Origin of the sequence: Mucilaginibacter sp. (assembly GCF_039207105.1) — a bacterium.
Taxonomy (GTDB): Bacteria; Bacteroidota; Bacteroidia; order Sphingobacteriales; family Sphingobacteriaceae; genus Mucilaginibacter.
Genome location: NZ_JBCECK010000022.1, coordinates 1 through 17,385, shown reverse-complemented (window position 1 = coordinate 17,385; position 17,385 = coordinate 1). Strand labels below are relative to the sequence as shown.

The following is a 17,385-nucleotide window of genomic DNA, read 5'->3' as shown; positions in this document are numbered from 1 at the left end:
GCTTATAACGACTTCCTGATAATTATCTTGAATTCATTTTTAATTACGGTTGCTTTATTTTGTAGCATAAGCTCTGCCGTTTTACGCCCCATCTCTTCAAAATCGGTTGAAATTACAGTAATATCCAGTAGCTCTTTAAATACGGTTTCATTAAATGATATGATGCCAATATCTTTCCCCAGTTTGTTTCCTGTAATTCTCGCACCTTTAATCAAATCAGCCAGATCATTCTCAGTAAGTACAATATAAACAGTTCCCTTTTTAAGTTCATCAAGCTTTATTGACGGAACAACCTCCAGCTTTTTATTATTCTCTTCACAAAACTGAGCCACGCCATCCTTGATCTCCATCGGGTGATGACGATCTGGCGGAAAAATAATAGTTACCGTTTCGTATTTAGAAACGTGTTGCGTAACATCATTTAATGCCCCGTAAATATCATTCCTAAAATCCTGATAAACGGCGGCATACCTATTTAACTGCGGAATATCCTTATCAAGCAATATTAACTGGTCGCTCGGAATCCTTTTTAAAATATTTAAGTATTCCTGTTCTTTGGCATAATCAAAAAAATGAGGCATCACCACGTAATAATGATAATTACCCAAATTAGCATCTACACTTTCTTCAAGCAGCGCCGGATTATAATGATGAATATGCAGGTCAACCTTGCCTTTGTCCCCCAGCGCATGTACTATAGCGTCATACACTGTTTTTTTATATGAACTTAACTTATTGAATAAAAGAAGTACTTTTATCCTGACATCCGGTTTACCGATCACAAAGTATCCTTTACCAGATACCGAGTGAATATATCCATCCTGTTTTAATTTGATATAAGCTTTTTCAATAGTATCCCTTGCAACACCAAATTGTTTGCTGTAAATATTGATGGATAGCAATTTATCATTCTTACGGTAAACACCCTTATCTATATCTTTTTTAATAGAGTTAGCTATTTGCTGCACCAATGTTCCCATTCCAGGATAATCTGTTCTGCTTTTCTTTAACATTAGTTTATATACGGTATCTGAATTAAATTTCCTTGAGTTCGGTTTACAATTGGCAATGCCGGAAATGTAAATTTATAATAAGTTTTAATTGATTCATCAGATGTAACTGGATTTCCCTTTTCGTAAACCCAGACTGTAACATTTAAGATAACCATAGCTTAAACAATGACAGCCTTTTTTAATGTATTATATTTAACTTTTAAAATACATTTCATGAGAAAATTAATAGTGCTTTTAATATTATCCGGTAGCTTTACCTGCGTTTTGGCGCAATCGCCGGTCATTATTCAGAAAGATGAGCAAATAGAAAAAATGGTAAGTGAAGTATCGGCCGATTCACTGCATGCAAATATTATTAAACTGGTGAGCTTTGGCACTCGCAACACATTAAGTGCTACTAACAATCCTAAAAGGGGAATTGGGGTGGCACGCAACTGGATACTAAGCAAATTTAACACCTATGCACAATCAGCAGGCGGAAGGTTAACTGCCAGGCTTGATACCAATAACTATCAACCCGATGGTAAACGGATAGACGTACCAGTTGTGCTAACCAATGTAATAGCCACCCTGAAAGGAACAGACCCAAATGATCACCGCATTTTTGTAATAAGTGGCCACATGGATAACATGCGTACTGATGTTATGGACCGTAACGGCGATGCTCCCGGAGCCAATGATGATGGCAGCGGATCTGCAGCGGTTTTAGAGTGCGCACGCATCATGAGCAAACACACCTTTCCGGCTACTATCATATTTGTTACCGTTTGTGGAGAAGAACAAGGCTTGCTTGGTTCGGGTTTTATGGCTACTAACGCCAAAAAGAATAATTGGGATATTGAGGCGGTTTTAAACAATGATATTATCGGCAGTAACAACAGCAATGAAACCAATATCATTGAAAACACCAAGATAAGGGTATTTAGCGAGGGTTTACCTACCTACGAACTTGACAGTAAAAAAGCGGCAGCCATACGCCTTATGGGTTTAGAGAATGACAGTCCATCCAGGCAGCTGGCCCGCTATGTGAAAGAAACGGGAGAACGTTATGTGGATAACCTGGAAGTATTTATGGTATACCGTCCTGACCGCTTTGGGCGTGGCGGTGATCAGGCACCCTATCAGCAAAATGGCTATACAGCAGTGCGTTTAACCGAAATGAATGAAAACTTTTACCACCAGCATCAAAATGTACGCTCCGAGAATGGGATAAACTATGGTGATTTACCCGAGTACATGGATTTTGAATATCTGCGTAAAAACACTGCCTTAAACTTATGCAACCTGGCTAATCTGGCAAAGGCCCCATCTATGCCTCAATCGGTATCTCTAATTATGGCAGGTCTGGGTAATTCTACCAGTATCACCTGGAAGGCTCCGGCCAACGGAAAAGTAAAGGGATATTATGTCATGATGAGGGAAACAACAAGCCCGGTTTGGCAAAAAAAGTTTTTCACAACCGCTACTGATATAAAACTACCCTACTCTAAGGATAATTACTTTTTTGCTGTACAATCTGTCAGTGCTGATGGCAACGAAAGCTTACCTGTAGTTTCGGCGGTGCTAAGGCAATCACGCCCGGTTGCACCTGCTGCTAATCAAAAGAGTAACTAAAGCTAACGTGTGATTTCTTTATAAGCTATCCCTATGATCTTCAAAAATCAATTTAAATTATTAGTATTTGCCTTAACCGGGCTTTCACTTTCAGTAGCAGCACAGCAAAAAGGTTCGGCCTCTAACCCGTATGAATTAAATGCATCGCCCAGCACAGTAGTATGGGGCAGTTACTGGTCAGAGCTTTCTCCCGCACTTCGTATTCATTCTGGCGATTACGTAAAGATACATACCCTGATTACTTCTAACCCCAAAAGCTTAGAAGCAGCAGGGCTCCCGGCAAATCAGGTTGAGAAAGAATTGCGTGATGTACAAGAGGTTAAAGATCGCGGACCGGGTGGTCACGTGCTTACTGGCCCTATTTACATTGAAAATGCCGAACCTGGCGACGTTTTGGAGGTTCGGTTTCACGCCATTGATCTGGCAATACCTTATGGATATAACGCCATTGGCCAAAACGGCTACTTATCTGATGAAATTTTTGATCGAAAAATGAAGATCATCTCCCTTGATAAAAATAAAATGATTGGCCATTTTGCTGATGGTATTGATATTCCTTTGCATCCTTTTTTCGGAAGTGCTGGTGTAGCGCCACCAAAAGAGGCCGGCCGCTGGAACAGTACCCCGCCCTGGGTTCATGGAGGTAATTTGGATAATAAAGAATTAGTAGCAGGTTCATCACTTTTTCTTCCGGTGCATATTAAAGGCGCGCTTTTTGAATTAGGCGATGGCCATGCAGCCCAGGGCAATGGCGAAGTTGACATAACCGCTATTGAAACTTCGCTTATTGGCAACCTTGAATTTATAGTTCATAAAGGCAACACACTGCATTGGCCATATGCCGAAACTGCTACTCACATTATAACAATGGGCTGCGATCGGGACTTAAACGCGGCTACCCATATAGCACTGCGCGAAATGATCCGTTACCTGATGGATGAGAAAAAACTTTCACAGGCCGATGCCTACATGCTTTGCAGCGTAGCCGTTGATATGGATATTACTCAACTGGTTGATGGTAACGTTGGCGTACATGCCATGTTACCAAAATCCATATTTACAAAAAAGTAAAATCCAAAAAAATACCGGGATATTATATTTCAATATCCCGGTATTTCATAATCGTTTAATAGCAGCTCAGGGGATTAACCGCTCGGCACGAAGTTTTTCAAACAGATCAAAAAATGATTCATCAGTTTTTTGAAAAACAGAAAACCCAAGTTTACGGCTTTTGCTCATATCGGTCATCACCTCTATCGGACGACCTAAATCCAAATCTGTGTGCCAGGCAGAAGCCAAACGATTGATATCAGCTTCCTTTAAATTATATTTTGTTGCTATTTGACTCCAAAGCGGGCCATCATTGGCAATTTCCTCTTCCAAAGGATGAATGGTACCATCATAACCTACAGCTTCAATCCCGAAGTAGGAAGCTAATTGCTTCCATAACCAGCTCCACCTAAAAACATCTCCGTTAACAATATTAAAGGCTTCATTTTGGGCAGCCCCTGTAGTAGAGGCCCAGATCAACTGCTCTGCCAATACGCGTGCATCTGTAACATCAGAAATACCATTCCACTGCGCTCCAGATCCCGGCCAACGGAATGGGCGACCGGTTTCTTTGCAAATTGTAGCGTAAATCGCTAAAGTGGTACCCAAATTCATGAGGTTACCTACCGCTTTACCTATAACGGTATGAGGTCTGTGAATGCTCCAGGTAAAGCCATCGCGGGCAGCAGCGGCATATACCTCGTCTTCCTGGGCGTAGTAAAAGTTTTCTATATCCAGTCTCGGATGTTCTTCCCTTAATGGTGTTACCGGCAGAAATCCTTCTTTGGCATAAGCTTCAAATGGGCCTAAATAATGCTTCAAACCTGTTACCAAGGCAACATGTTGTACGGAATGTTTGGGCGACAACACATCCAGCAGATTACGTACCATTAAGCTGTTTACCCTGATATTTTCGGCTTCAGTATCGTTACGCATCCAACTGGTTATAAATACGTGCGTCGGGGAAATATTTTCAAGGGCGACCTTTAAGCTATCTGTATTAAGCAGATCTGCCGAAACAGGTTTCAGATTTTCTATTTCCTTATTTGGGGTGCGGGCTAAACCGTAAACTGTCCAGCCTTTGGTTATTAAGTTTTCGGCCAGGTTGCTGCCAATAATACCGCTTGCACCAACTACTAATGCTATCTTATCCATTGTATATTGATTTTAAAATTACTCAGCAATAGTCGCTAAATTTCAGAAAGTGGTAAAGGAGATAGCTCACAAAAAAAGTGTGCGATATGTCACACTAAGCGGCAGATACACGACTTAATGTTTCCCGGCTAATGCCCAGGTAAGAAGCAATCAAAGCCTTTGGAACTCTTGGCAAAAGGGTTGGGTAAAGCTGCAAGAATTGAGCAAACCGATCCTCCGCGTTTTGGCTCATGAGAGATAAGATCCGTTTTTGCAACGCGATGTAACCCGCGGTAGTTTTTTTCAAAAAAAAGTATTCCATTTTTTTCAAATCGGCGCAGAGCTTTTCCCTGTTATCAATGGAAATAAACAGAATCTGAGTATCTTCCAAACAGTCAATGTTCAGAGTAGCTGTTGTTCTGTTATGGTAAGCCTGCGGGTCAGATATCCACCAGTCTTCCATAGCAAATTGCAGGATGTGGGTTTTACCAGAATCATCAACATAAAATGATTTCAATAACCCTTTAACCACAAAATGATCATTGGGCGCGGCATCTCCCGACTGAACAACATACTGGTGCTTTCTGAAAATTCTGGCTGTAAAATGAGACAACACAAACTGAAATTCGTCATCTGTTAACGCTACAATTTTCTCAATCTGTTTTCTCAGAATTTCTTCCATGCCGTTTTGTAATATCCGAGGCATAAAAATAGTATAAAATGAAATTACAAACAGAATTTATCATTGATACTTAATCACCCGGGGTATTAAACGCATACAGCCAGGCTTGCAATGGCCTGGCTGTACTTAATAGATAAATTATAATTCACCTAACTTATTGAATCCGGATTATTTGTAAGCAGCATCATTCCACCTGATCTCATTGCGAAATTGATCAATACGGGTATCTTTTCCTATACGTAAAAACTCAATACCAGCCATATCAGCAAAATCCTGCAGGTGTTCGGCCGTAAGGTTCTGGCTATAGGCGGTATGATGAGCCCCGCCTGCGTATATCCAGGCAGCGCAACCTGTTTTCATATCCGGATAAGGTTTCCATAGTACTCGTGCTACAGGTAACTTAGGTAGATCATTTACCGGTTCAACTGCTTCAACTTCATTAATGATCAAACGGAAACGGTTACCCATATCTACAATGGCTCCGTTAAGCGCCGGGCCGCCAGCTACATTAAAAACCAAACGTGCCGGGTCTGCCTTACCCCCAATACCCAAGGGATGTACCTCCAACGATGCTTTACCATTGGCTAAAGAAGCATCCACTTCCAACATATGCGATCCTAATACGAGCGCATTATTAGGATCAAAGTGATAGGTATAGTCTTCCATAAAGGCATTTCCTCCTTTTAAGCCTGCACCCATTACTTTAAATGCACGCACGAGGGCGGCTGTTTTCCAATCTCCTTCGCCGGCAAAACCATACCCATCGGCCATGAGGCGTTGCGAAGCAATTCCCGGAAGCTGGGCCATACCGTGCAAATCTTCAAACGTATCCGAAAAGCCTTTGAAGCCACCATCCTTCAAAAACTTACGCATGCCTAACTCAATTTTGGCAGCTTCGTAAACTGATGAATGTTTAGCCCCTCCTCTTTTCAGATCAGCAGCCATAGTGTAAGTTGCCTCATATTCGTCAACCAATGCATTAACCTCAGTATCACTTATCGCGTTTATTACGGCTACCAGATCGCCTATACCGTAGGTATTCACCGAGAAACCAAACTTCAATTCAGCTTCTACTTTGTCGCCATCAGTAACAGCTACAAATCGCATATTATCGCCAAAACGGGCAAACTTAGCACCTTGCCAATCGTACCAGCCAGCAGCTGCGCGGGTCCATGTTTCAATTTGGCTTATAACCTCAGAGTCTTGCCAATGCCCTACCACTACTTTACGGTTAATACGCATACGTGAAACCATAAAACCAAATTCCCGATCGCCATGAGCACTTTGATTAAGGTTCATGAAATCCATATCGATAGAGCTCCAAGGAATATCGCGATTAAACTGCGTATGCAAGTGCAACATAGGCTTTTTGAGGATACTTAAACCACGTATCCACATTTTTGCGGGCGAAAAGGTATGCATCCAGGTAATAATACCTATACAATTTTCGGCCACATTGGCCTGCTGCAGGGTATTATAAATTTCGTCCGTACTTTTAACAACCGGTTTATAAACCACATGTACGGGAATTTGTGAAGCGTCATTTAACCCAGAAGTTATTTGCTGTGAATGCTCAGCTACTTTTTTTAATGTTTCTTCACCGTACAGATCCTGACTGCCCGTAATGAACCAAACTTCAAATGTTTTTAAATCTATCATGAATAATAATTATTGATTTATTGAATTAACGTATTATTGATTTTGTCTTACTGTCCATAGTAGGAATCGGGCCCATGTTTGCGTTCGTAATGCTTTTTAATCAATGAGTTTTTTAACCGGGGGGCATTGTTATTGATTTGCTCAGTAAGGCAGGCCATTTGTGCAACAGCTTCTAAAACGGCGCTGTTATAAACAGCCTTCTCGGCAGTTTTTCCCCAGGTAAAGGGAGCATGGTTGCCTACCAACACCATTTCAACCTCTCTGTAGTCAATACCTTTTTCCTGAAAGCAGTTCATGATCTGGAATCCTGTTTGATATTCATAATCACCTGATATCAGGTTATCATCCATTGGTGGGGCGCAGGGTATATCGGCCGTTAAATGATCAGCATGGGTAGTACCAAAAATTGGGATGCACCGTAACGACTGCGCCCAGGCAGTTGCGTACATAGAATGCGTATGTACTATACCATTGATATGTTCCCAATTTTTATACAATACAGCGTGGGTAAGTGTATCTGACGATGGGCGCAGATCTCCCTCGATGGTATTGCCATCAAAATCTACGATCACCATTTTTTCCGGTGTCAGCTCATCATAAGCTACGCCGCTGGGTTTAATGGCAAAAACACCCAGATCCCGATCAGCAGCACTCACGTTACCAAAGGTGAATAGCACAAGACCAAGCTTTGGCAACTGCATATTAGCATTATAAGCCGTTTGTTTAATATGTTGATATTTGCTCATTTTGTTAAGCGTTTTGGAGTTCGGTTTCTGTACTTTTTGTTACTTGTGCCGCTACAAATTGGCCCAGGGTTTTGTACTGCTGGTAACGTTTTTCGTAAACGTTTTTAAGATTAATATCTGGATGATATTCTTCATCAAAACCGCGGCCCATCGCGCTCATAGCTTCTTCAACTGTCGGATAGATTCCTGCTACTACGGCCGCAAACATAGCAGCACCTAAAGCACAGGTATGTTTAAACTGGTGAATACGAATAGGCATCCCCAATACGTCGGCCATCATTTGCATTACAAATGGCGATTTTTTGGCCACGCCTCCTATGCCAATGATGCCCTTTACTGGTATTCCCTCGCTAATAAAACGATCCACAATACTTTTGGCCCCAAAGCAGGTAGCCTCAACCAAAGCCCGGAAAACCCTTGGCGCATCACTCCCTAAGCTAATGCCTGTTATAGCTCCTTTGAGTTCCTGATTGGCATCAGGTGTACGGCGACCATTAAACCAGTCAACAGCCAACTCATTAGTCTCATTAACATCAATCAAAGCAGCCTGACGGCTTAACTCCGGAATGATTAAATCAGATAGCTCAGCCTTTAGCGCTTTTGCCGTTGCGGCATCAATTACCTTTGATTGTGTCAGTAAGTTATTTACCGGCCAGGAAACAATATTTTTAAACCAGGCATAGGTATCGCCAAAGGCTGATTGACCGGCTTCTAAGCCCACCATTCCAGGAATAACTGAACCATTTACCTGTCCGCAAATACCACGAACAAGCTTATCCTGCATGCCAGCAGCCGGTGCCACCAAAATATCGCAGGTTGAGGTGCCCATCACCTTACTTAAATGGTAAGGTTCAATTTGACCTCCAACAGCGCCCATATGCGCATCAAATGCACCGGTACCTACTACAACATCGGTATGTAAACCCAAACGTTGTGCCCATTCAGCGCTTAATGTACCGGCCGCAACATCAGCGGTATAAGTATCTGTATATAATTTATGGGTAAAACCCTTTAGCAAGGGATCAAGCGAAGCAAAAAAATCATCGGGTGGTAAACCGCCAAATTCCTCGGCCCAAAGCGCTTTGTGCCCAGCCGAACAGCGACCGCGTTTCATTTTGGTAATATCGTTGCCTCCGGTTAACAGGAAGGGTATCCAGTCGCAATGTTCAATCCATGAGGCAGTTGCATTGCGTACTCCTTTATCAACCCTTAAAACGTGTAATAACTTAGCCCAAAACCACTCGGATGAGTATATACCCCCTACATATTGCAAATAGTTAATCTCAAACAAAGCAGCATGCGCATTAATTTGAGCGGCTTCTTTGATAGCAGTGTGGTCTTTCCATAACACAAACATGGCGTTAGGATTATTTTCAAAGCCGGGTGTTAATGCCAGCGGGACACCGTTCGCGTTTACTGCTACAGGGGTTGAACCTGTTGTATCAACAGATATGCCTTTAATTGATTTCGCGATCCCTTCGCCACCGGCTTGGGAAATGCAATCTTTAATCGTAGCCTCAAGTCCGTCTATATAATCCTGCGGGTGCTGTCTGAACTGGTTTGATCCTGGTTCACAAAATAAACCATCGCGCCAACGTGGATACTCGTATACCGACGAGGCCATTTCCTGGCCATTGAGGGCATTAACAATAACGGAACGTACAGAATCTGATCCATAATCGATCCCAATAACTAACGGGTCATTGCTCATAAAATTTATAATTGATTGTCAAAATAACACTTAATTTTTCACAAAAAAAAGTCTATCCCTATTTTTCCAACCCCTATTAAGTCGATCTAATAAATTATTATCAAAAAATAAAATCGCTTAATTTATTCTGGCAGTAAAATTTTTAATTATAAAAACATATTATTTATAAATGTTAAAAACACATTTATATACAGCAAAAAAGCCCGTTTATACTTAAATTTTGCGCTTCTATATGATAAATTGACATGAGTGGTTAGTACTTAACGTTCATCATGCTTGCAGGAACATTCATTGCGGTATGCGGCAATTACAGTAAAAACTCCTGTCAAAAGGTTTCAAATATTACCTGCATTAAAGATCTACTTTAGATAATATCATACAATAATTTGATAACACATAAGTAAAAAGCAGAAACGTCTTTGTACATCTTTGTTCATATCAACCAATTAACCAATCCCTGTATTATTTCCTAATAAAATGGGATCCGTTTTATTAAAGATTGCATATAAACATATATGATACAAACAGATAGTGCCTTTAGAGATATCACAGTAAGATTTCCATCGCAAATAATTATCGGGAAAAACTCCATTCTTAAGTTGGTTAATGAGGTATCGGAGGCAGGCTATTCAAATGTGTTAATTATTACCATTGATATACTTTTAACAAAACTCCATCCACTTATACAGCGGCTTAAGGCTAATGGCATAGCTGTTCAAGTAAATACATCGATTGTTCAGGAACCATCATTCCATGATTTTGAAACACTGCTCCAATCTTTTACAAACCAATCTGCGGATGTAGTAATTGGTATTGGCGGCGGCAGTGTGTTAGATGTAGCCAAATTACTTGCCGCTCAGCTTAATAATACTCAAACCTTAGCTGACATCACTGGCATTGGCCTGCTTAAAAAGCGCGATATTAAATTAATATGCGTACCTACTACATCTGGTACTGGTAGTGAAGTGTCTCCCAATGCTATACTGTTAGATGGTGACAATCAAAAAAAGGGAATTATAAGCCCTTATCTTGTCCCTGATGCGGTAATCATTGATCCGGAATTAACTTATAATTTACCCTCTGCAATTACCGCAGCCACCGGACTCGACGCGCTTACCCATTGCCTTGAAGCTTATACCAATTTATTTGCGCACCCTTTTATTGATATGTATGCTTATGAGGGCATGAGGCTTATTGCTGATAATCTGGTCAAGGCAGTTAAAACAGGCAGCGACGAAAACGCCCGTACGCAGCTTGCTATTGGCAGCTTGTTAGGCGGCTTTTGTTTAGGTCCGGTTAATACTGCAGGCGTGCACGCGTTATCGTATCCATTGGGCAGCATGTTTCATATGGCTCATGGCTTATCAAACGCCTTGCTGCTACCTTATGTAATGGAATTTAATATACCGGCTGCAACCGAACGCTACGCCCAGGTTGCACGTGCCTTAGGCTGCAATACCGAAAAAACTGAGCTCGAAACTGCTTATGCAGGCGTTAATAAGATCCGCGAACTGATAAGACAATGCGATATACCCTCAACATTGGGCGAGGCCGGCGTAAATAAAGACGATATACCTGCTATGGCTGTTGATGCCATGAAAATTACACGACTACTTAAAAATAATCCACGACAGATAAATCTTAACGATGCTATCCATATTTATGAAGCAGCTTATTGAAATAAAATGAAAGTAAAAAAGAAATATAATGGCTTGGTTATACCTACAATAACTCCATTAACCCAAGACCATAAACTTGATCATGAAGCTGTTGAGCGGATTTTTGACAACATATTTAACTATGGCGGCGTGCCTTTTATATTGGGTACAACCGGCGAAGCACAATCTTTGCCCAACGATGTAAAACTTGATTTTATTAAGCTTGCTGCTAAACTTAAACAGCCCAACAAATTACTTTATGCCGGTATATCATCTAATTGCGTGGCAGATTCAGTAGCTATAGCCAACCAATGTGCCGATGAGGGGGTAGATGTTGTTGTAGCCCATCTGCCCGCATATTTTTCATTAACAGATGATGAAATAAAAGAATACTTTGAAACATTGGCTAACAAAAGCCCGCTACCACTAATTGTTTATAACATACCGGCTACAACACATACTTCAATACAGGTAAACTTGTTGGATGAGTTAAGCTTTCATGAAAATATTATAGGCACAAAAGATTCTGAGCGTAATATCGACCGTTTAAAGCAATCACTCGTTCTTTGGGCCAAACGCTTAGATTTTAGTCATTTTTTGGGCTGGGGGGCCCAATCCGTACATGCATTGTTTGCCGGAAGCGATGGTTTAGTACCAAGCACCGGCAACTTGTTTCCGGATATTTATTACAAAATGCTGGTAGCGGCCGATAATAATGATGAACAGGCAGCCTTGCTTTTGCAGAGACATTCTAATCTGCTTGGTGATATTTACCAAAATAAACGTTTATTAGGGGGATCGTTAGCCGCATTAAAATCATTGATGGAAAGTGCAGGTTTATGCCACTCTTATATGATGCCGCCTTTACAACAAGTATCCCCGGCTGATGCTGCTGAACTGCAACAAGGTCTGCAAAATATTATTACCCGCGAAAACCTTAATTTGCCTATATACCAATGATAAACAATAAACCAATTATAGGAATTACGATGGGAGATCCGGCCAGTATCGGTCCGGAGATAGCTGTAAAAGCACTATTAACCAAGCACTTGTTTGAGATATGCAACCCGGTAATTATTGGTGATGCAGTCGTTTTTACAGATATCATTAAAAAATTGGGGTTGCATGCCAATATCAATTCCATAAAAAATATAAAGGATGCCCGTTTTGTTTACGGCGAACCTGATGTATATGATCTGGAAAATGTTGACATGGGCCAATTGCAATTTGGAGAGATATCTGCTATGGCGGGCAACGCGTCTTTTGAAGCGGTAAAAAAAGTGATAGAACTGGCCCTTGCTGACGAGATTGATGCTACGGTAACTGGCCCCATCAATAAAAAATCGGTTAACGAGGCTGGGCATCATTTTGCCGGGCACACCGAGATATATGCTCATTTTACCGGCACTAAAAAATATGCCATGCTTTTAGTTGAAGAGAACATGAAGGTAATACATGTATCAACTCATGTTTCTTTGAGGCAAGCCTGTGATCTGGTAAAGAAAGACAGAATAATACAAGTAATTGAATTGCTGCACAATGGGTTGATACAGCTTGGTGAAACCAATTTAAAGATAGGTATTGCCGGACTAAACCCACACGCCGGTGATTCTGGTTTATTTGGAACAGAGGATGACATGGAAATATTACCGGCTGTGCAGGAAGCCTTAAAATCTGGTTACGATGTAGAAGGCCCGATACCCGCCGATACGCTTTTTTCAAAAGCATCAACAGGGCATTACGGCGGTATAGTGGCCATGTATCATGACCAGGGACATATTCCGTTTAAACTCACCGGCTTTAAATGGAACGCGCAAAAACAGCAGATGGATAGCGTAAAAGGTGTAAATATTACTATGGGCTTGCCTATCATCCGTACATCAGTTGATCATGGTACGGCCTTTGAAATAGCAGGCAAAGGTGTTGCCAGTTGCGATGCTATGATCCTGGCTGTAGAATCGGCTGTAAGGCTTAGCAAAACAAGGTTAAAGCAAAATGCATGATAGCTGTAATTGCAGATGATTTAACGGGGGCGGCAGAACTGGCCGGTATTGGTTTAGAACATGGTTTAAAAACTGAGGTTACTACCAATGTTAAACCTGCTTATGATACCGATCTGCTGATCATCGCGACAGATACACGTTCACTAACAGAAACCGACGCAAAACGTATAACTTATGAACTTACACTTCAGCTTATCGCACTTAAACCGCAGGTAATATTTAAAAAGATAGATTCTGTATTAAGGGGGCATATCATCGCCGAATTAGACAGTCAGTTAGAGGCATCAGGTACCAAAAAGGCCATTATAGTTCCTGGAAACCCGCTGCATAATAAAAAGGTAAAGGATGGCATTTACTATTACAACAATCAACCAGTTCATTTGAGCAATTATGCTATTGATCCTGCATTTCCGGTAGTTTCATCAAACGTAAACCATATGCTCCGCGCTAATGATAGACTACCTATAGCAAAATCAAATGAAAAATTGTGTAATGAAGGGATAACAATATGCGAAGCTGCAGAAGAATTTGATCTCAAACACTGGATCAAGCAAGCTGATGACCAAACTATTATTGCAGGTGCCTCGGGATTATTTACCCAATTGCTAAAGCATTTGGGCCATCAACATTCATCTGTTGCAAAAGCTCCGTTTTCACTGTTGACACCAAAGCTTTTTGTATTCGGCAGTACATTTTTTCAGGATAAAATTGAAATGAGCAACGGCATTATAAATAACATCCCGGTTATTTATATCCCTTCATGGATCATTAGCGATCAGCATTTAAAACACTATCTGTATGAATCTTACGCAAATGAGGTAGTGCAAAATTTAAATGAATATCAAAATGCCATTATAGCCGTACATCCCAATACCACCAAAAAGCTTGATATTGACCCTATGTTACTTGCCCATAAAATGGGACTCATTCTAAAATGCATTAGCCAGCAAATAGCTTTAAAAGAATTATTAATAGAAGGTGGCGCAACAGCGTGGGCCATATTAGCGCACCTTCAAATTTCAAAATTATACCCATTGCAACAAATGAGTCCCGGTGTTATTCGGATGAATATAGCAGGCGATAACCAATTATGTGTAACTTTAAAACCCGGCAGTTATGAGTGGCCAACTCAGGTCTGGGCACCTTCTAACCTATAAAATTTATGAAGCATGAAACCCTGCACCTTGCAGATTATATTATTATAGCAGTAGCACTGGCTGTTTCATTAACTATCGGTTTACGATTTTCTAAAGGACAAAACTCAACCAAAAAATATTTTGTCTCCAGGGGATCTATACCTGCCTGGGCTATTGGAATGTCGCTCATGGCTACCCTTATTAGCAGTGTAACCTTTTTGGCCTACCCGGGCGAAGGTTTTTCATCAAACTGGATATTATTGGTACAAGGGCTTATGGTACCCATTATACTACTCCTGATGGTGTGGTTCATAGTTCCGCTTTATCGCGAAGTAATTGGTGTAAGTACTTATGAGTATTTTGAAAAACGTTTCGGCACATTTGCACGCTTTTATAGTTCTGTAAGTTTTGTATTAACGCATTTTTCCAAAATGGGCACCGTATTTTTTTTGCTGGCCCTTGCCCTGGCTAATATGACCAATACTAACACTTATGCCATTATATGGATCATTGGTTTTGTGATCATTGTAATAACGCTTATAGGCGGTATTGAGGCTGTGATCTGGGCCGATGTGGTGCAGGGATTTCTGCTCATTGGTGGTGGTATAGTGTCATTCATTATCCTCATATACTCTATAAAAGGCGGTTTTCCAGAGCTTTGGCATATTGCCAGCATTAATCATAAAAACAACTTTGGTCCTTACGCGTGGGATTTCAAAAAGCTCACCTTTATTGTAATGGCCATTAACGGCGTGTTTTATGCCATACAAAAGTATGGTACCGACCAAACTATGGTTCAGCGCTACCTTACTGCCAAAACAGATAAAGCAGCTATAAGGGCATCAATATTAGGAGTAGCCTTAACCGTTCCGCTATGGGCATTGTTTATGTTTATAGGAACGGCGCTGTTTGCATTTTATCAGCAAAACCCTTTACCTGCGGGTATTAAAGCCGATGCGGTATTCCCGTATTTTATCATGACCAAACTGCCTACTGGTGTAGTGGGTTTGATATTAGCTGCATTAATATCAGCCGCCATATCCAGCCTTGGAGCCGACCTCAACTGCCTTTCGGCTATTGGTATTGAAGATTATTACAAAAAATTTCGTCCTCATAAAACTGATGAAGAATATTTAAAGGCCGGCCGATGGATAGTAGTATTAGCAGGAATAGGTGCCATTTTAATTGCCACACTATACTTGCTTGCCGGTGACGAGGGTGCTTTAGGAATAGTGTTCACGCTGTATGCTATATTCTCTGGTGGTATTGCGGGTATTTTCTTATTAGGCTTGTTCAGCAGCCGCGCCAACTGGCAAGGACTTAACATTGGTATTACAGCCTGCATCATATTCACTGCTTACGCTTTTTTAACATCTACCAAAATTGGCTTGGGCGATGATAAACATATATTGCTTGATTTAGGTAATTACAATTTCAATCAACATAAATACATGTTAGGTGTTTATAGTCATCTGGTGGTTATTGTGGTAGGCTACGGAGCCAGCCTGTTTTTTCCAAAACCGGTACTTAATAAGAATTTACTATTCAGCGGATGGCTTGAAGCTAAACGCGCCCATAAATTGAATAAATAATACGGATGAAAAATAAATTATTGTCATTACTGATCTGTAGTCTTCTTATAAATCTTCCTGTTAAAGCACAAAAATTAGCATCTGTATTTACCAGCAACATGGTACTGCAACAGCAAAGCCACGCCCCTATTTGGGGTTGGGCAAAGCCAGACAAAAACATTACCATAACTACTTCCTGGAATAAAAAAAGCTATCAGGTTAAAGCAAACAGTAATGGCAAATGGATGGCAAAAGTAACTACACCAGTTTACGGAGGCCCCTATACTATCACAGTAAAAGGCGATTCAACCATTAAACTCAGTAACGTATTAATTGGTGAGGTTTGGATTTGCACAGGGCAATCAAACATGGAGATACCTATGAAAGGCTATAAAAGCCAGCCCATCACCGGTTCGGTTGACGCCATATTGAAATCAACCAATAACAATATCCGCATTTATACTGTTCCGCATTCATCGGTTACTGAAGTGCAGGAAAACAGCAAACCATCTCAGTGGCATGTGGCATCGCCAGAATTTGTAGCTAATTTCAGTGCGACAGGCTACTATTTTGGCCGGTTATTGAACGAGATGCTGCATGTGCCTATTGGCCTCATTAGTGATTGTTATGGAGGATCGAGCTCGGAGGCCTGGATGGATCCTGATGGCTTAAAAGATTTTCCTGAGATAAAAATTCCGGCCAAAACAGATTCTATAAAGGACGTATCCCGTACTCCTACTACGCTTTTCAATGGCATGTTACATCCTGTTATCGGCTATGCTATTAAAGGCTGCATTTATTACCAGGGCGAATCAAACTATGAGCGGCCAGATGAATACGAAAAACTTTTCCCTGCTATGGTAAAGCGCTGGCGGCAGCTTTGGGCACAAGGTGACTTCCCATTTTATTATGTACAAATAGCCCCTTATGATTACGCCCAGCTACCTCCCTACAATGCCGGTAAAAAATATAACTCAGCGTATCTGCGAGACGCCCAGCGTAAATCTATAAATGTAATACCTAATAGTGGTATGGCGGTCTTACTTGATGTAGGCGAACAGGCTACTATCCATCCGCCACGTAAAGAACAGGTGGGCACCCGTTTAGCCTATTTGGCACTTGCGCAAACTTATGGCATTAAGGGATTTGACTACGCCAGCCCGTTGTATAAGAGTATTACCGTTGACGGAAACCGGGCAACCATCCGTTTCGATCATGCCGAAAATGGACTCACTTCCTGGAACAAGCCTTTGCAGGAGTTTGAAATTGCCGGTAAGGATAAAATATTTTATCCCGCGCAGGCTAATATATCGGGCAGTGTGATCATTGTATCATCACCTTTGGTAAAAGAACCTGTAGCGGTACGTTATGCTTTTAAAGATTTTATAGAAGGTGATCTGTTTGGCAC

The 17,385-nt window shown here is 41.2% G+C and carries 14 protein-coding genes; 8 read left to right on the top strand and 6 right to left on the bottom strand.

What is annotated here, in order from left to right; all coding sequences use genetic code 11:
• Positions 1 to 2 precede the first annotated feature (2 nt).
• Positions 3 to 1,013 (bottom strand): GntR family transcriptional regulator, encoded by a 1,011-nt coding sequence (locus AAGC65_RS06805; protein ID WP_343111673.1) that lies wholly within the window; start codon positions 1,011 to 1,013, stop codon positions 3 to 5.
• 213 nt (positions 1,014 to 1,226) lie between these two features.
• On the opposite strand from AAGC65_RS06805, the gene AAGC65_RS06800 reads away from it, so the two are divergent.
• Both AAGC65_RS06800 and AAGC65_RS06795 read left to right on the top strand, forming a co-directional pair.
• Entirely contained in the window at positions 1,227 to 2,627 is a 1,401-nt protein-coding gene (locus tag AAGC65_RS06800) for a M28 family metallopeptidase (RefSeq protein WP_343111672.1), read from the top strand.
• A 33-nt stretch (positions 2,628 to 2,660) separates the two neighbouring features.
• Complete coding sequence (locus tag AAGC65_RS06795; RefSeq protein WP_343111671.1) at positions 2,661 to 3,698, top strand: acetamidase/formamidase family protein; 1,038 nt, start codon at positions 2,661 to 2,663, stop codon at positions 3,696 to 3,698.
• Between the two features lie 66 nt (positions 3,699 to 3,764).
• On the opposite strand, the gene AAGC65_RS06790 is transcribed toward AAGC65_RS06795, so the two are convergent.
• The 5 genes from AAGC65_RS06790 to AAGC65_RS06770 form a co-directional block, all read right to left on the bottom strand.
• Entirely contained in the window at positions 3,765 to 4,832 is a 1,068-nt protein-coding gene (locus AAGC65_RS06790) for an SDR family oxidoreductase (protein ID WP_343111670.1), read from the bottom strand.
• 94 nt (positions 4,833 to 4,926) lie between these two features.
• A complete protein-coding gene (locus AAGC65_RS06785) occupies positions 4,927 to 5,517 on the bottom strand; it encodes a Crp/Fnr family transcriptional regulator (protein ID WP_343111669.1) in 591 nt (196 codons plus the stop codon).
• A 144-nt stretch (positions 5,518 to 5,661) separates the two neighbouring features.
• Positions 5,662 to 7,152, bottom strand: a complete 1,491-nt coding sequence (gene araA, locus AAGC65_RS06780) for an L-arabinose isomerase (RefSeq protein WP_343111668.1) — start codon at positions 7,150 to 7,152, stop codon at positions 5,662 to 5,664.
• A gap of 47 nt (positions 7,153 to 7,199) precedes the next feature.
• Positions 7,200 to 7,898: an L-ribulose-5-phosphate 4-epimerase gene (locus tag AAGC65_RS06775; protein ID WP_343111667.1), complete on the bottom strand. Its 699-nt coding sequence runs from the start codon at positions 7,896 to 7,898 to the stop codon at positions 7,200 to 7,202.
• Between the two features lie 4 nt (positions 7,899 to 7,902).
• A complete protein-coding gene (locus tag AAGC65_RS06770; RefSeq protein ID WP_343111666.1) occupies positions 7,903 to 9,609 on the bottom strand; it encodes a ribulokinase in 1,707 nt (568 codons plus the stop codon).
• Positions 9,610 to 10,124: 515 nt separating this feature from the next.
• Here AAGC65_RS06770 and AAGC65_RS06765 point away from each other — a divergent pair.
• From AAGC65_RS06765 to AAGC65_RS06740, 6 genes are all read left to right on the top strand, one after another.
• Positions 10,125 to 11,288: an iron-containing alcohol dehydrogenase gene (locus AAGC65_RS06765; RefSeq protein ID WP_343111665.1), complete on the top strand. Its 1,164-nt coding sequence runs from the start codon at positions 10,125 to 10,127 to the stop codon at positions 11,286 to 11,288.
• A gap of 6 nt (positions 11,289 to 11,294) precedes the next feature.
• Positions 11,295 to 12,227, top strand: a complete 933-nt coding sequence (locus AAGC65_RS06760; protein WP_343111664.1) for a dihydrodipicolinate synthase family protein — start codon at positions 11,295 to 11,297, stop codon at positions 12,225 to 12,227.
• Positions 12,224 to 13,270 (top strand): 4-hydroxythreonine-4-phosphate dehydrogenase PdxA, encoded by a 1,047-nt coding sequence (pdxA, locus tag AAGC65_RS06755; protein WP_343111663.1) that lies wholly within the window; start codon positions 12,224 to 12,226, stop codon positions 13,268 to 13,270. The genes AAGC65_RS06760 and pdxA overlap by 4 nt, the downstream gene beginning before the upstream one ends.
• Entirely contained in the window at positions 13,267 to 14,427 is a 1,161-nt protein-coding gene (locus tag AAGC65_RS06750; RefSeq protein WP_343111662.1) for a four-carbon acid sugar kinase family protein, read from the top strand. The genes pdxA and AAGC65_RS06750 overlap by 4 nt, the downstream gene beginning before the upstream one ends.
• Before the next feature lie 5 nt (positions 14,428 to 14,432).
• Entirely contained in the window at positions 14,433 to 15,998 is a 1,566-nt protein-coding gene (locus AAGC65_RS06745) for a sodium:solute symporter (RefSeq protein WP_343111661.1), read from the top strand.
• A 5-nt stretch (positions 15,999 to 16,003) separates the two neighbouring features.
• A partial coding sequence (locus tag AAGC65_RS06740; RefSeq protein WP_343111660.1) for a sialate O-acetylesterase occupies positions 16,004 to 17,385 on the top strand: 1,382 nt, incomplete at its 3' end.